Annotated in this window: 25 protein-coding genes; 20 read left to right on the forward strand and 5 right to left on the reverse strand. The window is 49.4% G+C overall.

Annotation, left to right across the window (positions count from 1 at the left end; genetic code table 11):
* Nucleotides 1-63 precede the first annotated feature (63 nt).
* The 7 genes from MJ768_RS09465 (at nt 64) to xerD (ending at nt 4,867) form a co-directional block, all read left to right on the forward strand.
* Nucleotides 64-876, forward strand: a complete 813-nt coding sequence (locus tag MJ768_RS09465; protein ID WP_239290953.1) for a cytochrome C assembly family protein — start codon at nt 64-66, stop codon at nt 874-876.
* A gap of 75 nt (nt 877-951) precedes the next feature.
* The gene (gene rpsP / locus MJ768_RS09470) at nt 952-1,206 is read left to right on the forward strand and encodes a 30S ribosomal protein S16 (RefSeq protein ID WP_239290955.1); all 255 of its coding nucleotides are present in this window, start codon (nt 952-954) and stop codon (nt 1,204-1,206) included.
* A 13-nt stretch (nt 1,207-1,219) separates the two neighbouring features.
* Complete coding sequence (gene rimM, locus MJ768_RS09475; RefSeq protein WP_239290965.1) at nt 1,220-1,729, forward strand: ribosome maturation factor RimM; 510 nt, start codon at nt 1,220-1,222, stop codon at nt 1,727-1,729.
* A gap of 9 nt (nt 1,730-1,738) precedes the next feature.
* Nucleotides 1,739-2,515: a tRNA (guanosine(37)-N1)-methyltransferase TrmD gene (trmD, locus tag MJ768_RS09480; RefSeq protein ID WP_239290967.1), complete on the forward strand. Its 777-nt coding sequence runs from the start codon at nt 1,739-1,741 to the stop codon at nt 2,513-2,515.
* On the forward strand, nt 2,512-2,880 hold the full coding sequence (gene rplS, locus MJ768_RS09485; protein ID WP_173053534.1) for a 50S ribosomal protein L19: 369 nt from the start codon (nt 2,512-2,514) through the stop codon (nt 2,878-2,880). Before trmD ends, rplS begins: the two co-directional genes overlap by 4 nt.
* Nucleotides 2,881-3,399: 519 nt before the next feature.
* Nucleotides 3,400-3,900, forward strand: a complete 501-nt coding sequence (locus MJ768_RS09490; RefSeq protein ID WP_239290969.1) for a methylated-DNA--[protein]-cysteine S-methyltransferase — start codon at nt 3,400-3,402, stop codon at nt 3,898-3,900.
* Nucleotides 3,901-3,970: 70 nt separating this feature from the next.
* On the forward strand, nt 3,971-4,867 hold the full coding sequence (xerD, locus tag MJ768_RS09495) for a site-specific tyrosine recombinase XerD (protein WP_239290971.1): 897 nt from the start codon (nt 3,971-3,973) through the stop codon (nt 4,865-4,867).
* 121 nt (nt 4,868-4,988) lie between these two features.
* On the opposite strand, the gene MJ768_RS09500 is transcribed toward xerD, so the two are convergent.
* Entirely contained in the window at nt 4,989-5,333 is a 345-nt protein-coding gene (locus MJ768_RS09500; protein ID WP_239290973.1) for a BON domain-containing protein, read from the reverse strand.
* 216 nt (nt 5,334-5,549) lie between these two features.
* Between MJ768_RS09500 and MJ768_RS09505 the strand changes: the two genes are divergently transcribed.
* On the forward strand, nt 5,550-6,437 hold the full coding sequence (locus tag MJ768_RS09505; RefSeq protein WP_239290975.1) for a cytochrome c: 888 nt from the start codon (nt 5,550-5,552) through the stop codon (nt 6,435-6,437).
* Nucleotides 6,438-6,572: 135 nt separating this feature from the next.
* Nucleotides 6,573-8,882 carry a DUF5672 family protein gene (locus tag MJ768_RS09510; protein ID WP_239290977.1) on the forward strand — a complete coding sequence of 770 codons (2,310 nt, stop codon included), beginning with the start codon at nt 6,573-6,575 and terminating at the stop codon, nt 8,880-8,882.
* Between the two features lie 46 nt (nt 8,883-8,928).
* Here MJ768_RS09510 and MJ768_RS09515 read toward each other — a convergent pair whose 3' ends face one another.
* The gene (locus MJ768_RS09515) at nt 8,929-9,450 is read right to left on the reverse strand and encodes a DUF4254 domain-containing protein (protein WP_239290979.1); all 522 of its coding nucleotides are present in this window, start codon (nt 9,448-9,450) and stop codon (nt 8,929-8,931) included.
* A gap of 437 nt (nt 9,451-9,887) precedes the next feature.
* Here MJ768_RS09515 and MJ768_RS09520 point away from each other — a divergent pair, with 437 nt between their 5' ends.
* From MJ768_RS09520 to MJ768_RS09535, 4 genes are all read left to right on the forward strand, one after another.
* Nucleotides 9,888-10,997, forward strand: a complete 1,110-nt coding sequence (locus MJ768_RS09520) for an aromatic ring-hydroxylating oxygenase subunit alpha (protein WP_239290981.1) — start codon at nt 9,888-9,890, stop codon at nt 10,995-10,997.
* 140 nt (nt 10,998-11,137) lie between these two features.
* Nucleotides 11,138-11,986: a DMT family transporter gene (locus MJ768_RS09525; protein WP_256449849.1), complete on the forward strand. Its 849-nt coding sequence runs from the start codon at nt 11,138-11,140 to the stop codon at nt 11,984-11,986.
* Between the two features lie 21 nt (nt 11,987-12,007).
* Entirely contained in the window at nt 12,008-12,358 is a 351-nt protein-coding gene (locus MJ768_RS09530) for a SpoIIAA family protein (protein WP_239290985.1), read from the forward strand.
* Nucleotides 12,359-12,423: 65 nt separating this feature from the next.
* Entirely contained in the window at nt 12,424-13,590 is a 1,167-nt protein-coding gene (locus tag MJ768_RS09535; protein WP_239290987.1) for a DesA family fatty acid desaturase, read from the forward strand.
* Nucleotides 13,591-13,663: 73 nt separating this feature from the next.
* Here the strand turns inward: MJ768_RS09535 and rpmG are convergent, their stop codons facing one another.
* The 3 genes from rpmG to xseA form a co-directional block, all read right to left on the reverse strand.
* Nucleotides 13,664-13,819, reverse strand: coding sequence for a 50S ribosomal protein L33 (gene rpmG, locus MJ768_RS09540; protein ID WP_239237520.1), 156 nt, complete (start codon nt 13,817-13,819; stop codon nt 13,664-13,666).
* 13 nt (nt 13,820-13,832) lie between these two features.
* Nucleotides 13,833-14,069, reverse strand: coding sequence for a 50S ribosomal protein L28 (gene rpmB / locus MJ768_RS09545; protein WP_239290989.1), 237 nt, complete (start codon nt 14,067-14,069; stop codon nt 13,833-13,835).
* A 152-nt stretch (nt 14,070-14,221) separates the two neighbouring features.
* The gene (xseA, locus tag MJ768_RS09550; RefSeq protein WP_239291000.1) at nt 14,222-15,601 is read right to left on the reverse strand and encodes an exodeoxyribonuclease VII large subunit; all 1,380 of its coding nucleotides are present in this window, start codon (nt 15,599-15,601) and stop codon (nt 14,222-14,224) included.
* 388 nt (nt 15,602-15,989) lie between these two features.
* On the opposite strand from xseA, the gene MJ768_RS09555 reads away from it, so the two are divergent.
* From MJ768_RS09555 to MJ768_RS09585, 7 genes are read left to right on the forward strand one after another with little or no spacing between them, the layout of a single operon-like run.
* Nucleotides 15,990-16,598: a MotA/TolQ/ExbB proton channel family protein gene (locus MJ768_RS09555; RefSeq protein ID WP_239291002.1), complete on the forward strand. Its 609-nt coding sequence runs from the start codon at nt 15,990-15,992 to the stop codon at nt 16,596-16,598.
* Nucleotides 16,599-16,601: 3 nt separating this feature from the next.
* Nucleotides 16,602-17,015, forward strand: coding sequence for an ExbD/TolR family protein (locus MJ768_RS09560; RefSeq protein ID WP_239291011.1), 414 nt, complete (start codon nt 16,602-16,604; stop codon nt 17,013-17,015).
* A gap of 18 nt (nt 17,016-17,033) precedes the next feature.
* Nucleotides 17,034-18,026: a tetraacyldisaccharide 4'-kinase gene (gene lpxK / locus MJ768_RS09565; protein WP_239291013.1), complete on the forward strand. Its 993-nt coding sequence runs from the start codon at nt 17,034-17,036 to the stop codon at nt 18,024-18,026.
* Entirely contained in the window at nt 18,007-18,195 is a 189-nt protein-coding gene (locus MJ768_RS09570; RefSeq protein ID WP_239291015.1) for a Trm112 family protein, read from the forward strand. Before lpxK ends, MJ768_RS09570 begins: the two co-directional genes overlap by 20 nt.
* Entirely contained in the window at nt 18,195-18,989 is a 795-nt protein-coding gene (kdsB, locus tag MJ768_RS09575; protein ID WP_445082986.1) for a 3-deoxy-manno-octulosonate cytidylyltransferase, read from the forward strand. The genes MJ768_RS09570 and kdsB overlap by 1 nt, the downstream gene beginning before the upstream one ends.
* Nucleotides 18,986-19,672 carry an adenylate kinase gene (gene adk / locus MJ768_RS09580; RefSeq protein WP_239291019.1) on the forward strand — a complete coding sequence of 229 codons (687 nt, stop codon included), beginning with the start codon at nt 18,986-18,988 and terminating at the stop codon, nt 19,670-19,672. The genes kdsB and adk overlap by 4 nt, the downstream gene beginning before the upstream one ends.
* Nucleotides 19,669-20,070 carry a GlcG/HbpS family heme-binding protein gene (locus MJ768_RS09585; RefSeq protein ID WP_239291021.1) on the forward strand — a complete coding sequence of 134 codons (402 nt, stop codon included), beginning with the start codon at nt 19,669-19,671 and terminating at the stop codon, nt 20,068-20,070. The genes adk and MJ768_RS09585 overlap by 4 nt, the downstream gene beginning before the upstream one ends.

A 20,070-nucleotide genomic window follows, 5' to 3' on the forward strand; every position in this document is an offset into this window, starting at 1 on the left:
CCTGTTTTCCGCAGCATTGGCTATAGTGTAGAATCTGTGAAGTCTAAAACATCCTGACCAAAAATGTCGAATCTTCCGCTCTATGTAATCACCTTTCTTGCGTACAGCGTGTTAGCAGTTTATTTTTGGCGTGCACAATCTGCCGGAAGTATAGATGTCTTAAACCGTGGAATGATTGGCCATGCTGTATTGCTGCCGCTAGCACTCCATGCATACCTGCTGTATGGCAATTTATTCAGTGGAGGTGATCTGAACTTGGGGTTAATTAATGCGCTATCGTTGATTTTGTGGCTGACCATGCTGGTGTATTGGGTAGCACGTTTTTTTTACCCGATTGCCAGCCTGCAAACTTTAGTGTTGCCTCTGGCAGCAGTAGGTGCGTTACTGCCGGCGCTGTTTCCTGCGGTCCATCCGCTAACGAACAATCTTTCATTTATCCTTGAGGCGCATATTCTGGCAGCAATGCTCGCCTACAGTCTATTCACCATTGCGGTGCTGCATGCGGGCCTGATGTCACTGGTGGAAAAACGCCTGCACCATGCTACGCTACCGCGCGTGCTGCAAGGCTTGCCACCATTGCTCACCATGGAAACCTTATTATTCCGCATCATCGGCGCTGGCTTTGTTCTGCTCACTCTGACATTGGTGTCGGGCGTTGTCTTTTCCGATCAGCTATTTGGCAAGCCGTGGCAATTCAATCACAAAATGCTGTTCGGTTTCATTTCCTGGTGCGTGTTCGCAGTGTTATTACTGGGCCATCATTATAAAGGCTGGCGCGGGCGCACTGCGGTGCGGTGGACAATGAGCGGCTTCATTTTTTTGCTACTCGCCTATCTGGGCACCAAATTCGTGTTGGAAGTATTACTGCATCGCTGATGTCACTTGCCATAACTCTGTAAAGTGTCGTAAAATCTGCGCCCTTTGGCATTTGCTAACGATAAAGTAGAAACTATGGTTATTATTCGATTTGCACGTGGCGGCTCCAAGAATCGCCCGTTTTTTAATGTAGTTGTGGCCGATTCGCGCAATCGCCGTGATGGCCGGTTCATCGAGCGCGTTGGTTTTTATAACCCGGTTGCCCCGGAAGGCCCTGAAGGCATGCGTATCCAACTGGATCGCGTGGCTTTCTGGCAAGAGAAAGGCGCGCAATTGAGCGACGCCGTCGCCAAGCTGGTCAAGCGCGCTGGTGTCGCAGCAAAAGCATAACCAATCAGACTCCATGATAGTTATGGGGCGCGTGGCAGGTGCGCAGGGAATTCTCGGCTGGGTGAAGATTAAAACTTACACCGAGTCCGTGGATAGTCTTGCCGACTATCCCACTTGGTGGCTAGGAGACGAGAAGCAACCTTGGTGCGAGATAACTGTGGAAGCCTTTGCTGTGCACAGCAAAGGCTTGGTCGCCAAGTTCCCCGGCAGCAACGACAGAACCACCGCCGAAAAATATAAAGGCTTGCTGGTGGCAGTGCCGCGCAGCAGTCTGCCTCAAATGCCTGAGGATGAATATTATTGGTCGGATCTAATCGGGTTGACGGTCGTTAATCTCGCTGGCGAATGCCTGGGAGTGGTGGACAACCTTATGGATACCGGTGCTAATCAGGTGCTGTGTGTGCAGGAAGATCTGTCCAAAAAAAATCGGGGGGAATTATTAATCCCGTTCATTGCCAGCGCAATCAAGCAAGTGGACTTGACGAAAAAAGTGATACGTGTCGATTGGGCCGCAAAACACTGAGCGGCGGCGATGCGCTTTGATGTTATTACGCTATTCCCAGAAATGTTCGACGCGATTACCCAATATGGGGTAACGCGGCGTGCGGCGGAACAAGGCAAGTTTGTGCTCCACACATGGAATCCGCGTGAGTTCACCAGCGACAAGCATCGTTCCGTGGATGACCGGCCTTATGGCGGCGGTCCGGGAATGTTGATGTTGGCAGAGCCACTAGCGCAGGCAATCGCAACAGCGAAACAAAGCCAAGCGCAAACTGGCGTGGTCAAAAGTTGTGTAATTCACCTGTCACCACAAGGACGACAACTAACCCACGAAGTGGTAAAGGAATTTTTGGAGCGGAATGATGGATTGATTCTGCTGGCAAGCCGTTACGAGGGTGTAGATGAACGCCTGATACGACAGCAGGTGGATGAAGAACTTTCCATCGGCGACTACGTGTTATCCGGTGGCGAGCTGGCAGCAATGGTGCTGATAGACAGTTTGGTGCGGCACTTGCCCGGTGTGCTTGGGGATGCCGAATCAGCACAGCAGGACTCGTTTGTAGCGGGCTTGCTGGATTGTCCGCATTACACGCGGCCAGAAATTTTTGAAGGCGAAGGCATACCGGAGGTTTTACTTTCCGGGCACCACGCCGAGATAGAGAAGTGGCGGTTGAAGCAGGCGTTGGGACGGACCTGGCAACGCCGCCCAGATTTGCTGGCACAACGCCAGTTAACAAAACAGGAAGCTCGGCTACTGGCAGAGTACCAGCAGGAACAAGCGTCCGTACAACAAGAGGAAATAAAATGAATCTTATCGCAATACTTGAACAAGAAGAAATTGCCCGCCTGGGAAAAGTAATCCCGAGCTTCGCTCCTGGCGACACTGTTATCGTCAATGTGAACGTGGTCGAAGGTGAACGCAAACGCGTTCAGGCTTATGAAGGCGTAGTGATTGCAAAGCGCAATCGTGGCCTGAATTCATCTTTCATTGTGCGGAAAATTTCCGCTAGTGAAGGCGTGGAACGTACCTTTCAAACCTATTCAACAGCCATCGCCAGTATCGAAGTAAAGCGGCGTGGTGATGTGCGTCGTGCCAAGCTGTACTACTTGCGTGACCGTTCCGGAAAATCCGCACGTATCAAGGAAAAACTCCCTAACCGCAAAGCAGTTTAAGTTTGCAGTTAGTCATCCTCATTTTTATTTAATTAAAATGAGAATTGACAAATTAATTGCCTCCGGCAAAACCGGAGGTTTTCTGCTGGGGCACCTCAAAGGCTCTGGTAACCCATAAGCCACCTATAAGCGGTTATAGCCCAAATTTCATTTGGTTGTAACGTTCGTCTTCCTGCTCCTGATTAAACACACATGAACATGTGTCAACCATCAAGTACCATTCGACTACCTTGCACATTCTTTGTAACGCCAATTCCCGAAATATCTCTCCTGAATGAATGCTTGCGCAATGCACCAAATATTGCTTGCTTCCGTCTCTTGGGAATATAAACTACCTGATATTTTCAGGTTCCATCCCATATGGCTCAGACCCTGATATTCTTTTATTTTGAAACTCCTTCTTTTGATAAACACAGAAGTTTCAATACGGCCGACGTACAGGTCAAACCTTGGGGAGCCCCCGGCGAAGCCGAGGGTTTACCTCATGAAACTAGCCAAATGTTCGTGTAAGGAAGGTAAATGAATTACCAGGCAAAGCTACCTACACCATTTGGTATGCTTGGTATCCGCTGTGAGGCGGATGCGCTTACCGGCATCGACTTTCTGGAGCCGGGTGCCACGCCACAACCGCCGAGCCAAGCGTGCGCTCGAGAGGTGTGCGAACAATTACAGGCCTATTTCATTGATCCAAATTTTCATTTTAATCTTTCACTCAAGCTTAACGGCACTACCCATCAAACAAAAGTGTGGCAAGCAATATCTGCTATTCCATCTGGACAAACACGAAATTATGGCGATCTTGCCACTTTGCTAGGTTCCAGCCCGCGAGCGGTTGGTCAGGCGTGTGGTGCAAATCCCATTCCCATTGTCATCCCCTGCCATCGCGTGGTGAGCAAGTCTGGTATCGGCGGCTTCATACACCAGCGCGGAGGGGATGCGTTGGATATCAAATGCTGGTTGCTAGCATATGAAGAACAATCAAACCAGGGAGTCTGTCGGACTTCGCTCGTAACCAATTAATTACATTGATGCGCCAATTGTTAACCACACGAATTAATATATAAAAATCAATGCGTTATGTGCAAAATGTATGAACAACACTGACATCCTGGATGAATTCTGCGACTGCCTGTGGCTGGAGGACGGCTTGTCGCGCAACACACTGGAAAGCTACAGACGCGATCTGTGCAAATTTATTCTCTGGATGGAAAAACAGCATAATTCTACCTTGCTAGAGGCCACACACGCTGACGTCCAAGGCTTTCTCGCCTATTTGGTCATCGAACAAAAAGCTAAAGCCACCAGTACCAGTCGTGCCATTTCAAGCCTCAAACGCTTGTTCCGTTATCTGTTACGGCAGAGCAAAGTAGACACTGATCCCACCCTGCAAATCGCTACCCCCAAGCTGCCGCGTAACCTGCCAAAAACGCTCACTGAACAGGATGTGGATATGCTGCTGCAAGCACCCGATATGAATACATCTCTGGGCATGCGTGATCGCACTATGCTGGAAGTGCTATATGCCAGTGGTCTGCGCGTTTCCGAGTTGATCAGCTTGAGCGTCGCACAGGTCAGCCTCGACATGGGCGTAGTACGCGTGATGGGCAAGGGCAATAAAGAACGTCTGGTACCGCTGGGAGAGGAAGCGCTGGACTGGCTGCACCGCTATCTGGTTGTTGCACGCCCAATTTTGCTGGGCAATAAATTAAATGCTGCGATGTTCGTTACTCAACGTGGCACAGCGATGACGCGGCAGATGTTCTGGTATCTCATCAAGCGTCACGCAAAGCACGGCGGCCTACTCAAGCCACTGTCGCCGCACACCTTGCGCCATGCCTTCGCCACCCATTTGCTTAATCACGGAGCTGATCTGCGCGTAGTGCAACTGCTGCTCGGCCATGCCGATATTTCTACCACACAGATTTACACGCATGTTGCACGCGAACGGTTAAAGCAACTGCACGCGCAGCATCACCCGAGGGGGTAATAGACGTAATACATCAAACCTGTTCAGTCAAATCAGCGGTGGTGTCTCAACCAAGCAAAGGTTCGGATGGCCGAAATCTTAATGAACTATTTTTCAGTTTTATGAGATACAACCTATTACATCACTCGCTTATGGGATGTCCATTCTTGATTTTGACGTTGCTTTTGACTATAACCACACCTTCGGTACCCCGAGCAATTTCAATGGCTTTTTCCTCTTCTGATAAAAGGTGAGCAGTACCGCTCAACCATACAACGCCATTGTTATCCGTATCAACTTTAATACTTTTAAACTTGCCTAAATGTTTATCAGCATGCAGTCGGGTATTTATTTTATTTGTTATATCCGAGTCCTTGACTATTGTCGTGGGGTCTGGAAGGTCCGATTTTGAATCGGCGGTAAAGCCCATACGGGGTATAAGCAATATACCGACCATAAAACAAATTGTCGCGATTTTGATTTTCATGACTTTACCTCCTTGATAAAAATAAGAGTTATTAAAATAACACTTCTTTGCATAATTTTCAGTTCGCTAACGCTCATAAAATGTAAAAAAATGCCGAAGCCAAGATGCTTTTTCAGGTTCTGGTACAAACTTCTTTCACATTGTTTTTTGTAAAAAATTCGTATCCAATGATGCCATATTTTCAAGAACATTTATCGCCAGCTGTGGGGGCATAATATGAGTAATCGAATCTCAAGAAATTTCCGAAATATTTTTCTAACTCTCATCGCAATTTGCGGCAACGTCTGTTTACCTGCACCAGCGTTTTCACAAAGCGACATCGGCATTGAGTTCAAGGACAAAGGTCAAATCGTCAAGACTCTGACTTTAAGCGAGCTTGCTACTGCTTTTCCAGCAGTTTCGTTAAAAATTTTCGAGATCCACGAGAAAAAAGACCACATCTACAAGGCTTATCCTGCCCGAGCGCTTTTTGACAAAACATTTGGCAAAGAGTGGAAGAAAGCAGAGGAGATTGTATTCATTTCCATGGACGGATATCAAGCGAGCATTCCGGTCACAAAGTTTCTCTCCCATGATGCCTATTTCGCCTTTGCTCACGACGACGACTCGCCATTTACGATGACCAACATACTACAGAATAACGAGGTAGTACAACTCGGACCGCTCTACTTAATCTGGGACAACATGAAATCAAAAGTGCTGCTTCAGGACGGCGCGTCAGACATGCCTTACCAGGTGAAGAGCATCGAACTCACGACATTTGCGACTCGCTTTCCGAATCTTTCCCCGCCAGCCAAGGCATCCGCAGAAGCGCAGCTTGGTTTCTTGCACTTTCGCAAGTATTGCATGGCATGCCATATGATCAATGGTGAAGGCGGCGGCAAGGCACCTGAACTCAATTACCCGACGAGTGTGGTCGAGTACATCAAGCCTAAGTACCTGACACGCTGGATCGAGAATCCATCGAGTATTCGACACAACACGCTGATGCCTGGACTTGCACAAGAGATCCCTAATCGAGCGAAAGTCACAAAAGAAATCATCGAATATCTCAAGGCAATGAGCACAACAAAACGTAGTCCAAAGCGTCAAGACATCCACTGAGCGCCAGCCTGAAGCTATGGAACGAGCGAAGCAAACTCCGGGTTGCGCGAGTTCTCTGCTCAGCTGATCTCATCATCGAATATGACAGAAATTTTTTTAAAGTTATACTGAAAAATTTAACTGCAAAAAAATCTGATGGAAATTGTTGATTCTTCAAGTTCAAAATTAACTGGCTTTACGATGAAAACTGGACAAGCTATCACTATCACGCTTTGCTGCGTGGACTGCATCAATCATGACCTTGCCATCAAGGCATTGAAAAAATCTAAAGAAAGATGCGTCTTTGACCGCGTACTTTTCCTGACGAACCGAGATTTCACCCTTCCAGATATTGAAACAGTAGAAATACCAGCGATTCGCTCACGGCAGGAATATTCGATGTTTGTACTGCATGAACTGCATCGTTATATTGATAGTGATTTCGTTCTTCTTGTCCAGTGGGACGGCTACATCATTAACCCCGACGCATGGACGAATGAATTCCTAAGCTTTGACTATATCGGTGCGGTGTGGGGTCATCATAAAGATGGATTCAGAGTTGGTAACGGCGGATTTTCGCTGCGGTCGCGTAAATTGTTACTTGCCACGCGGGAAATCCCCTTCGATGAAGAGTTAGCTGAAGATGAACTGATTGGCCGCAAATATCGCCCCCTGCTGGAGGAGCAATACCAAGTGCGGTTTGCGCCAGAATCCGAGGCAGAAAAATTTTCCTTCGAAACCACTTATCCAGCCCGCCAGCCTTTCGGCTTTCACGGGTTATTCAACATATGGATGGCCCTTGCTCCAAATGAAGTGGAAGAGTTTATCCATAGTCTGCCGTCCAATGTTACAAATTCCATTCAGTTTTTCCGGCTTGGAATCAATTACCGGGATCTGCGACAGTTTCGTTTTGCTGAGGCAGTCTTTCAACGCATCCTTGAGAACAATCCCGCGCATTCAGACGCCCGCAGTCAATTGGCGGCAATGGCAAGTCCTCCTACTTCAAAATCGATAAGCCGAAACGAAACATGTTCGTGCGGTAGCGGTGAACGGTACAAGAACTGCTGCGGAAAAATTGCCGTGACATCTATACCACGCGGCGCAACCCGCGAGGAGGACATTCAATGGATGTTGTCCGTCGCATTAAAGCACCATCAGCTGAGCCACATCGTTCATGCCAACACAATTTATGGCTTGATTTTGCACGAACAACCGCAAAATGCAGTTGCGTTGCAATATTCGGGGGTAATTGCTTATCAGTCAGGTGCCCACGAAGAAGCCTTAAAACTGATTGAGCAAGCCATCCGGATTCAGCCTTCAATTCCGGATTTTCATAATAATCTAGGATTGGTGTTTCAAGCCATAGGGGATCGTCATCGGGCTGCCGAATGTTATCGCCAAGCAATCGCCCTGAACGCCAACTATGTGGAAGCATATAACAACTTGGGCTTGATTCTTGAAGCCACAGGACGTCCTGCTGAAGCAGTTACTTATTACGAAAGAGCAATTGCCTTACGGCCCGATTTTGCTCAGGCACACTGGAACCTTTCACTGGCGTTACTCGCAATAGGTAATTTTTCGCGTGGCTGGGATGAATATGAGTGGCGTCTGAAGACGCCAGAACTGGCTGGTGAAGGAAAACGTTTTACACGTCCGTTATGGAATGGCGAAGACCTTCGCGGCAAAACAATACTTTTGCACGCAGAACAAGGGTTTGGCGATGCTATACAGTTCATTCGATATGCGCCACTGCTGGCTTCGCTTGGGGGACAAATCTTATTTGAATGTAAACCTGCGCTGAAGCGCCTGTTTAAAGAGGTGAAAGGAATACATGAAGTCATCTTGCGAGGCGAACCCCTACCGCAATACGATTTCCATTGTCCTTTACTCAGCCTGCCGTCCAGGCTCCGCACAGCTGAGGGGGAAATACCAGTAGCGGCTCCTTATCTTTCCCCGGATGAAGGCTTGGTTGAAGATTGGCGGAAACGCATGCCGGATACTGGATCAGCATTAAAAGTGGGGTTGATGTGGGCTGGAAGTCCCGGAAACAAGAACAATCTGAATCGCTCCATATCCCTCAGTCAACTTGATTTGCTTGGGACCGTAGAAAATGTGGTATTTTTTAACCTGCAAAAAGGCTCTGGGGAGGCCCAAGCTAAACATCCGCTTGCAAATCTCCATTTCATCGGCTTGACGGAAGACATCGGGGATTTCGCCAGCACAGCGGCATTAATTGCCAATCTTGATCTCGTGATTTGTGTCGACACATCGGTTGCTCATCTTGCGGGTGCTATTGGCAAACCGGCATGGGTGCTCTTGCCATTTGCGGCGGACTGGCGCTGGCTGCTGGAGAGAGAAGATAGTCCGTTGTACCCGTCCCTTCGCTTGTTCCGACAATGCAATATTGGCAACTGGGAAGAGGTAGTGGCGAGAGTTCGAGACGCCTTGTGCAAGATGGCAGCGTAATCGCTCATGAGAATTTCATTACGTTTCTGAATTTAGATTGAAATATTCACAATTTACTTTCTGCCACCAACGCCGGATTCAACTGCGGATCGTTGTACATTTTGAACTGGCGATAAACCTTGAAGTATGCACGGCCCGCCTGTGTATCAGCTAGCAACTCGTCCAGGCAAGCACCCAAGTCGCTGCGCTGCTCATTCAACCGCTCCAATTTTCTACGGCACGTTAAACGATGAGCTTCATCAACTTCAATACGCTCGGTCTGCTGACGCATGGCGCATATCTTCAGTGCGAGAATCGACATCCTATCCACCATGCTGCCAGCAGTCTCGCTATTCAAACGCGCACCCTTTGTTACTTTGATGATCGGCGAATCAGTTCGCGCAGAGAGAGCATCCACCAGTTCAAGGGCGATTAATAATTGTTCATCAATACATTCAATGGCATCATTGCGGGCCTGATTGTAGCGATCGATAGCTCGTTTATTAATGGCGATATCAATGTCGCTGACCTTGATACGGCGAGCCAAATCTTCCTGCGCCCAAAGCAGGCAATTGTTGCAATGATTCATGATGATCCACTTCCATAACTCAGTCCCATCGGAATGAGGTATGACCGAAGATGTAGACCAAGACGGGTTAGCCAAGTAACTGTCGTGAAAGGTGGCAACCAAATGACTGGCAATCAGGCACATATTAATTTTTTTGCTTTTTGCAGACTGTCATTTTAGCGGATTTCACTGTGCACTTGTAACCGCGAGTGCTTGGCAAGCAAGCTACGATTTTACTACGTGAAGTTTTGTGGGTAGAGTAACTATCGGCGATTAACAACGGAGTCCGATAAACACTCCTGGGGCTAAGTAAACCGACAAATCATGTGCTACAAGTCTGGACAGTTTATTTGCTCGCTACAGAATGACAGTTTTTGTTGCCCCCCCCTGCACTTTTAAGGGACAATTTGATTCTTTTTTCCCGTAACGTATTCACTTTTTGCAAGGAAGATGTTGGAATGTCCGAGATCGCCAAGATCTATCAGCTCACCCAAGTTCTCACACAACCGCCATTGCGATGGTATTTCGATCCAAAAATTTTGGAAATTGAGCAGCGCATGCTATTCGATAACGGCCCTGGCTATATCGGACACGAACTGTTGGTACCAAACATCGGCGATTACCATGTTCTGAATTGGATGGATAATGCTAAGATGTTGGTGCGTAATAAAAATGGGGTGGAACTGCTCTCCAATATTTGCCGTCATCGTCAGGCCACCATGCTTGAAGGGCGTGGTAGCGCGAAAAACATTGTGTGCCCGCTGCATCGCTGGACGTACCAACTGGATGGCCAGCTGTTGGGTGCACCGCGCTTCCCGCAGAATCCCTGCCGGCATCTCCATAAGACTCCGTTGCAACACTGGAATGGCTTACTGTTCGCAGGTAAACGCAATATTGCCAAGGATCTAGCGGATATTCCTGCGCTAAAGGAACTGGATTTTTCCAATTATCAACTGGATCGTGTAGAGATAGATGAATATGCTTTCAATTGGAAGACTTTCATTGAGGTATATCAGGAGGACTACCATGTAGCGCCGTTCCATCCCGGCCTGGGTAAATTCGTCAATTGCGACGATCTGAGTTGGGAATTCGGCGACTGGTACAGCGTGCAAACTGTAGGCATCAACCATGGCCTGCGCAAAGCTGGCAGTGCCGCCTATGGCAAATGGCAGGAACAGGTGCTGCGTTATAACAACGGCGCGCTACCCAAATACGGCGCGATCTGGCTGACCTACTACCCTAACATCATGGTAGAGTGGTATCCAAATACATTAGTGGTCAGCACTGTCATTCCGCGCGGTGTCGATGCCTGCACTAACATTATGGAGTTTTACTACCCCGAAGACATAGTGCTATTTGAGCGCGATTTTGTCGAAGCAGAAAAGGCTGCCTACCGTGAAACCGCGCTTGAGGACGATACCATCTGCCTGAAAATGCATCAGGGGCGCAAATGGCTGTACCAGCATGGAATCGAAGATGCTGGACCGTATCAATCTCCGACTGAGGACGGCCTGCTGCATTTCCATGAGTTTCTGCGGCGCCAGCTTGATCCGCACTTAGGAGAATGATCATCTTAATCGCCGCTACTATAAAATTCCGCACATTTTCATACCCGTGCAGGTGGAACCCCTGTTTAATTAAACAGCTTTATTTCCTCTTGCGCGGGGTTAGCATTTTTTTTACCCATCCGCTTAAATAATCTATTGGAATGGGCGCGCTATGGATGCTAGTCGCCGGGTTCCTTTTCGGCTGGATGGGGGTGTTTGTCAAACTAGGTGCAGAATATTTTTCTCATATTGAATTAGTATTTTATCGCTCTTTCCTTGGGCTATTGATGATCTATGCCGTCATCCGCCAGCAAGGACTGTCGCTGTCGACCCATCACTTGAAGCAGCACTTGTGGCGCGGCGTTTCTGGCACCATCGCGCTGATGCTATATTTTTACTGCATCACCGTGTTGCCGCTGGCCACCGCAGTAACGCTTAATTACACCGCACCGCTCTATCTCTCTATCCTGACCATGCTGGCATTCAAGGAACATTTCCGTCCGGCTCTCTCCAGCGCCATCCTGCTGGGGTTTTGTGGCGTGATATTGCTGCTGCATCCCACCTTGGCCCAAGATCAACTCATCCCCGGTCTTATCGGGCTGATTTCCGGCCTCTTGGCCGGCATCGCCTACCTCAATGTCAGACAGCTTGGGTTAAGGGGTGAACCGGAATGGCGTGTGGTGTTCTATTTCAGTCTGATTGCCGCTATTAGCAGCGGCATCGGCATGTTGCTCGGAACCGTTCATCCGATCACTGCGCCTGGATTATTTATCTTGCTCGGACTCGGCAGCACTGCCACACTAGCACAGCTAGCCATGACCCGCGCCTACCGTACCGGGAAAATGCTAGTGGCGGGTAGCTTGTCCTACAGCACTGTGATATTCGCCAGCATATTCGGCATGATCTTGTGGGGCGAGGCATTGCCACTGATGGGATGGATAGGCATGGGACTCATCATTGCAGGCGGTGTGCTAAGCTTGAAACTGGCACCCAAGCACAGTGGCACATAACTAACGAAGAAGAGACTTGATATGATCACAATAGAACAAACCCCCACCCTGCTCAACATTGCTGTACTGGGCGAATTCACCTTGGCCGATTTCAAGCAATTCGAGGAACACGCACTCTACATGCTTAAATCACCCGGCACGGCCAACCTGTTGTTCGACCTACGTGACATGATCAGCTACACGGTGGATGTAGCATGGGAGGAAATCAAATTTTTCAATCGCGAACACCCACATGACTTCAGCAAGATTGCAGTTATTACTGACGATCAGTGGATCACATGGCAAGCTTGGCTATCGCGCATGTTCGTGGATGCCGATATACGCGTCTTTACCGAATATGAACAAGCAAAAACCTGGGCGGCTACAGCTTGATATGTTCTTAATTATGTTAAAATAGTTAGTATATAATTTATAGTTGATTTTTCAGGAGATAGTAAATGTTTTCAGGTTTTATTGATTTGCCATGGTGGGGCTATATAGTTGTTACACTGACCTTAACCCATATTACCATCGCATCTGTTACCATTTTTTTGCACCGCCATCAGGCACATCGCGCACTGAATCTGCATGCTGTTCCCAGTCATTTTTTCCGTTTCTGGTTATGGCTAACCACCGCTATCGTCACAAAAGAATGGGTTGCCATCCACCGCAAACACCATGCTAAATGCGAGACAGAGGATGATCCACATAGCCCGGTTATTCTGGGCATCAAGAAAGTGCTATTGGAAGGCGCTGCTCTCTACCGCAAAGAAGCCCAGAATCAGGAAACACTAGACAAATACGGCCACGGCACACCGAACGACTGGCTGGAAAACAATCTTTACAGCAAACGCAGCGAGCTCGGCATCACGCTGATGCTGATCATCAACGTACTTTTGTTTGGCCCACTTGGCCTAACCATCTGGGCCGTGCAAATGGCATGGATACCCATTAATGCAGCCGGTATTGTCAACGGCATAGGGCACTACTGGGGTTATCGTAACTTCCAGACGGCGGACGCTTCCACCAACATCGTGCCGTGGGGTATCTTCATCGGCGGTGAAGAACTGCACAACAATCACCACGCTTATGCCTCCTCCGCCAAACTTTCCAACAAGTGGTATGAAATCGACATCGGGTGGTTCTACATCCGCGTCATAGAAACGTTCGGTCTAGCACAAGTGAAGAGGCGTGCCCCGCGAGTACGACTGAACCAAGCCAAGACTTCATGTGACATGGAAACCCTGCACGCCGTTATCGCCAACCGCTACGAAGTCACAGCCAGATATGCCCAATTACTGAAAAAAACCTACTCGACGGAAATAGCTCGGCTAAAACTACAAGCCTCGGATAAAATTGATATAGCGCGCATCAAACACTGGCTGCACTTGGATGAAAACGTTTTAACCGAGCAACAAAAAACGAAACTCAGCGTAGTGATTAAAGCCAGCGGCATTCTACGGACAACTTATACCCTACGCCAAGAGCTGGCCGTCGTCTGGCAAAACTCTACAGCCACCAAGGAGCAATTAGTAAAGCAATTGGAAGACTGGTGTCATCGAGCGGAGAACAGCGGGATTGCGGCATTACAGGAGTTTTCCCAACGACTACGTTGCTACGCTTAGCATACTTCTTTTGCAATATGAATAAAAAACCCGCTTAAGCGGGTTTTTTATGCGTTTGAACAAAGTGAATAGCTTACTTCAGCTTGGTTTCCTTGTACATCACATGTTTGCGCACCACTGGATCAAACTTCTTGATCTCAAGCTTTTCCGGCGTTGTTCGCTTATTTTTGTCCGTCGTATAGAAATGACCAGTACCGGCGCTGGATTCAAGCTTGATTTTTTCACGCATTTTTCGTTACTCCTTAAACGTTTTCGCCGCGTGCGCGCATTTCAAACAACACCGCATCGATACCATTCTTGTCAATGGTACGCAACCCGGCATTTGTCAGGCGCAAGGATATCCAGCGATTTTCAGTTTCAACCCACAAACGACGACGCTGCAAATTCGGCAGGAAACGACGCTTTGTTTTATTATTGGCGTGAGATACATTGTTTCCCACCATCGGGCGTTTCCCCGTTACTTGACAGACGCGAGCCATAGCTATTTCTCCAACTAGTTTGCAAAAGAAACGCAATTCTACTCTAAAACCTTATACCTGATCAACCTGCAGCTGTTTCATCAAGTTAGCGAAATTAACAATGCCCGCTTTCTCCAACGTTAAATCCTCTGAGTTATGGCAACTCAGCATCCCTATCTTTCGTTCACACTCATGTCTAGACTGGGTAAAGACTCCCCCTTTTCTATTAATTCCACACGCGCCCAACCATGCGCGAAGGTGATATCGAGGCGTGCGCCTACAGGCAAAGCAGCGCTGTCTAAAATAATTGCACCATGTGCATCACGCACCACACTGTAGCCGCGCGCCAGCACCTGCTGCGGATCGAGATGGTCGAGATGTTGCTGTAAGGCGTCTAGGCGGGTATTGTGGCGTTCCAGTGTACGATGCATGACTTCCAGCAGGTGGTGAGCCAAAATTGTCTGTCGTGCGCCAAGCTGTTCAATGTTTGGACATACCGCACGTAAACGCCGCTGCAACGACTGCCAACGCCATTGTTGGCGCTGCAAAATATAGGTTAGCACGGTCTGCAAGCGTTGCTGCAGATGGTTAAGATGCTGAGTTTGTTGCTGCACTCGCTGTGCGGGGTGTACCAGGCGACGCTGCAAGTAATCGAGCTGCTGCATTACGCGTTCGAATTGGCGCTGCTTGCCGCGTGCTAATCGCTGTGCCAAATGGTACACGCGTTGCAACAACTCCTGCCGCTCCGGCACAACCAGTTGCGCTGCCGCAGTGGGTGTAGCAGCACGCTGATCAACGACAAAATCAGCAATAGTAAAATCAGTTTCGTGCCCAATGCCGCTCACCACCAGAATACGACTGGCGAAAATGGCACGCGCCACTATTTCTTCGTTAAACGCCCATAAATCCTCGATGCTGCCACCACCGCGACATAACATCAGCACGTCGCACTCCGCGCGCTCATTAGCCAATCGAATGGCTTGCGCGATCTTTTGCGCCGCTCCCTCCCCCTGTACCGGGGTGGGATACAGCACGACAGGAACACTTGGCATACGCTTAGCCAAGGTAATCAACACATCGCATAACGCTGCTGCCTGCGGCGAGGTGATAATGCCAATTTGTGCAGGGAAGAACGGCAGCGGCCGTTTTCGCGCAGCATCGAACAGCCCCTCGGCTTCCAGTTTGCGTTTGAGGCGCTCGAACGCATCATACAACGCACCCAGTCCCGCTGGCCGCATCTGCTCCAGCGTCAACTGAAATTCACCACGAGCTTCATACAACGTGGCCAGAGCCAACACCTCCACTTGCATGCCATTTTTTGGTAGCCAGTCAAGGTACTGACTTTTGTGGCGGAACATCACGCAGCGCACCTGCGCCTGCTCATCTTTCAGGGAAAAATACCAATGCCTGGAAGTAGCACAGACAAAATTGGAAATCTCGCCGCGCACCCATAACAGCGGCAAGCCATTTTCCAATATCTGCTTGGCAGCCATATTGAGCTCTTGCACACTGAATATATGATTTTTTTCATCTTCAACTAATTTAAAAATCATATTGACATTCTTGAATAATCCACAATTTGAAGAAAGATGCCATATTTACACCAAAATTATAGCGTAACATTTTGGCAATTTATGATATGCATTTGTTTTTATTGTAATTTTTTAAAAAGCACATAAATTAAGCAGGCAACCAAAATTGGTTACTTGATAAGCAGTTAAGCACCATTTCTAATCCCTTTTCCACATAGTTATCCACAATTTTTGTGCATGAATAAACATTCATGGCTTCCTCACTCGATGACATTGTTTAACCTATCTAATCAATCATGATACAAACTTAAGGGGCAATCAAGCTAGAGTAGCTGGAGAAATCTTGCTCAAACAAGTGCGACCAGATACAGTTCCGCTTTATTAATTTAAGCATATTTGGAGAAATTCAGTGTTTGCACTTGTAGAAGCGGCTGGTTGGCCGATTTGGTTTCTGATAGTTGCATCTGTAATTGCCGTTGCGTTAATTGCAGAACGCTTGATGACCCTGCGCAGCAAAAAAATTGCACCCGCAGAGCTATTCAACGAAGTGGTCCATGAACTTAAACAGCGCGGCGTCAGCGATGCCATGCTTTCCCGTTTGGAGGCAGAATCCCCGCTCGGTCGTATCTTCGCCGCTGGCCTTAAGAACATTAAAAGCCCATCTTCAGTGATGAAAGAATCTGTCGAGGAAGCAGGGCGCGCCGCCGCACACGAGCTTGAACGTTTTCTCACTACATTAGGCACAATCGCTTCAATAAGCCCGCTGTTAGGCCTATTCGGCACGATGGTGGGAATGATTGAAATTTTCGGTGTGCAAAATACTGCAGAAAATGCCCCTGCCGCACTCGCCCATGGCATCTCGATAGCCTTATACAACACGGCATTCGGCCTGATGGTGGCTATCCCCAGTATGATTTTCTATCGCCATTTCCGCGCTAAGGTAGATGGTCTGACTATCGAAATGGAACAGCAAGCAATTAAGCTGATTGAAATCATACATGGCGCACGCCGAGGTTAAGCCATGAACTTTCAGCGCGGCCGCATGCGTGATGAACCAGAAATCAACCTGATTCCAATGATAGATATATTTTTGGTAATCATAATTTTTCTAATGGTGTCGACCACATACACCAAATTCTCCGAACTGCAGATTAACCTGCCGCAGGCCAGTGGCGATGAAACGACTTCGCAAGCAAAACAAATCAATGTGTCAGTAGATGCTTCGGAGCATTACGCCATCAACAACGCGGCCACGACATTCAATAACGTACAGAATATGTCGCAAGCGCTGCGGGCAGCCGCAGGCGAACAAAAAGATCCGACCATCGTTATTAACGCCGATGCCAAGGCGCCGCACCAAGCCGTAATTAACATCATGGAAGCAGCGCGCCTCGCTGGTTATGGCCGCATTACATTCACCACCAGCCGAAAATAACGGGCGCAGGCTAAGCGAATGCAGTGGCTAGAGCAACACTGGTATCGCACCACTCCGCTACACCTCATCCTGTTGCCTGTCAGTTTCATATTCCACATGCTGGCGGCAACCCGACGTGCGCTTTACCGTAGCGGCATTTTAACTTGCGTGAAGCTGCCGGTACCTGTCATCGTGGTGGGCAATATTACCGTTGGCGGCAGCGGGAAAACACCGCTCACACTATGGCTGGCGCAGCAATTAATCGATAGCGGCTGGCATCCCGGCATTATCAGCCGCGGTCACGGTGGCGCCACTACATCCCCGCTGGCCGTGCATGCGTCAAGCAGCCCCGATGAGGTCGGGGATGAAGCAGTGCTGATGGCACAACGCAAGCTGTGTCCAGTGTGGATCGGGCGCAACCGCGTTGGCGCAGCTCGCGCGCTGTTACAGGCTCACCCCGAATGCGATATCGTGCTTAGCGATGATGGCCTGCAACATTACCGCTTGCAGCGCGATTTTGAAATCGCGGTAGTAGATGGTACACGTCGCTTTGGCAATGGCTTCCTGCTCCCGGCCGGTCCGTTGCGTGAACCACTATCACGCCTGACTGAGGTGGATGCCGTAGTCGTTAACGGGGGAATGGCCACCAACGGCCAACACAGCATGCAATTACATGGCGAGAGTTTTTACAACCTGCTCAATCCGAGTACCATAGCCCAAGTTGCCGATTTTTACGGCCAACGTCTGCACGCCATTGCCGGGATCGGCCACCCGCAACGCTTTTTCACGCATCTGAACCGTCTTGGTTTGAAGGCACAAGCCCACCCTTTCCCCGACCACCATCGCTTCACGCCCGCCGATCTGGATTACACTGATGCAGACGCAATACTCATGACGGAAAAAGATGCGGTAAAATGCACAACATTCGCCAACGAAAAATGCTGGGTGCTGCGCGTGGATGCGCAGCTGGATTCCTTGCTTACCCAACAAATTCTAGAAAAGGTTACTCCTGATGGATGCCAAACTGCTTGAAATCCTGGTTTGCCCATTGTGCAAATCCCCGCTGATTTACCGCAAAACCGAGCAAGAATTAATCTGCAAGGCGGATCGTCTGGCATTCCCTATACAGGATGACATTCCCGTAATGCTGGCAGATGAGGCGCGCAAACTTACCCCGGAAGAAATCGAACGGCTCCGATGATAGCTTTTCATGTCGTCATTCCGGCACGCTTCGCCTCTACCCGCCTGCCGGGTAAGGCGTTATTGCCGATTGCCGGCAAGCCGATGGTGGTGCGAGTTGCCGAGCAATCCGCGCAGAGCGGCGCACAACAGATTTGGATTGCCACCGACCATCAATCCATCATGGCTGCCGTGCATGAATATGGCTTTAAGGCCTGCCTGACCCACGCTCACCACACCAGCGGCACCGACCGTATTGCCGAAGTGGTGGAACAACTTGGATGGCCAGACGACACTATTGTAGTCAACGTACAGGGCGACGAACCCCTCATGCCCCCCGAACTGATCAGTGCCGTAGCACAACACCTGCACGATCACCCAGAGTGCGCCATCGCCACCGCCTGCCATCCCACCCATGATAAAGAGGCGATGCTCAATCCCAACATCGTCAAAGTAGTGCTGGATAAAGAGAGCAATGCCCTGTATTTCAGCCGCGCGCCGATTCCGTATCCGCGCGATGCGCTCACCCTTGGCACAGCGCTACCGGAAAATCTCACGGTATTACGCCACATCGGCATTTATGCCTACCGTGCCGGGTTTCTGCGTGCCTTTCGCAATCTTGCACCTGCCGCCATCGAACAAATTGAGTCCCTGGAACAATTGCGCGCGTTGTGGCACGGTTACAAGATCGGAGTTACCGTTAGCGCAGACGTACCCCCCAGTGGAGTCGATACCGAACAAGACCTGCACGCTACCCGCAAGCTGTTTGACAGCAAGCGTATAATCAACGACCAATCAAACGGAGCACCATCATGAGACTTATACTGCTAGGCGCACCTGGCGCCGGTAAAGGCACCCAAGCCAACTTGATTAAAGAGAAATTCAATATCCCTCAAATATCTACCGGAGATATGTTGCGCGCGGCGGTCAAGGCGGATACCCCGCTAGGACGAGCGGCAAAAAAAATAATGGATGCTGGTGGATTGGTATCTGACGACATCATCATCAACCTGGTGAAAGAGCGCATCAAAGAAGCAGACTGCGCCAATGGCTTCTTGCTGGATGGTTTTCCGCGCACCATTCCGCAAGCCCAAGCAATAAAGGACGCCGGCATTGAAATTGATTTCGTGGTGGAAATCGAGGTGCCGGATAGCGACATCATCCAGCGCATGGATGGCCGTCTCGCCCATCCCGCTTCGGGGCGTACCTACCATATAATATTCAATCCGCCCAAAGTACCCGGCAAGGATGACATCACCGGTGAAGACTTGATACAACGCCCGGATGACCGCGCAGACACCGTCAGAAAACGTCTTGAGGTCTACCACGAACAAACCAAACCACTCGTCGAGTACTACTTGAATTGGGAAAAAAGTGGATCAGCCAAGGGTAAATGCGACGGCATGCGCGTGCCGTACTGCATCAACATTCCCGGCATCGGCAGCGTGGATAGCATACGTGACCGGATATTCAACGCATTGGCAGCACATCAACCATGATCAGCAAACCCATCCTCACGCTTGACGATGCCAAAAAAATCGCTGCTGCTGCCGAGGCCGAGGCACTGCGCAATTCCTGGCGAGTAGTGATCGCTATCGTGGATGACGGCGGCCATCTGCTCTATCTTCAACGCAACCATGACACCCAATTTGGCAGCGTGGAAATCGCCATTCAGAAAGCGCGGGCAGCGGTTGCCTTTCAACGGCCAACCAAAGTTACCGAAGACGCGGTACTGGGCGGACGCCTGATTCATCTCGCCCTGCCGGGCGCCCTCCCTGCCGAAGGCGGTGTACCGATCATGCATGAAAACCAGATCATCGGCGGAATCGGCGTCAGCGGCGTTCGCTCGTTTGAGGACGGGCAAATCGCGCAAGCCGGTATAGCAGCTCTGGGCTGA

The sequence above is a fragment of the Candidatus Nitrotoga sp. 1052 genome (assembly GCF_927312905.1).
In the GTDB taxonomy this organism is placed as follows: Bacteria; Pseudomonadota; Gammaproteobacteria; order Burkholderiales; family Gallionellaceae; genus Nitrotoga.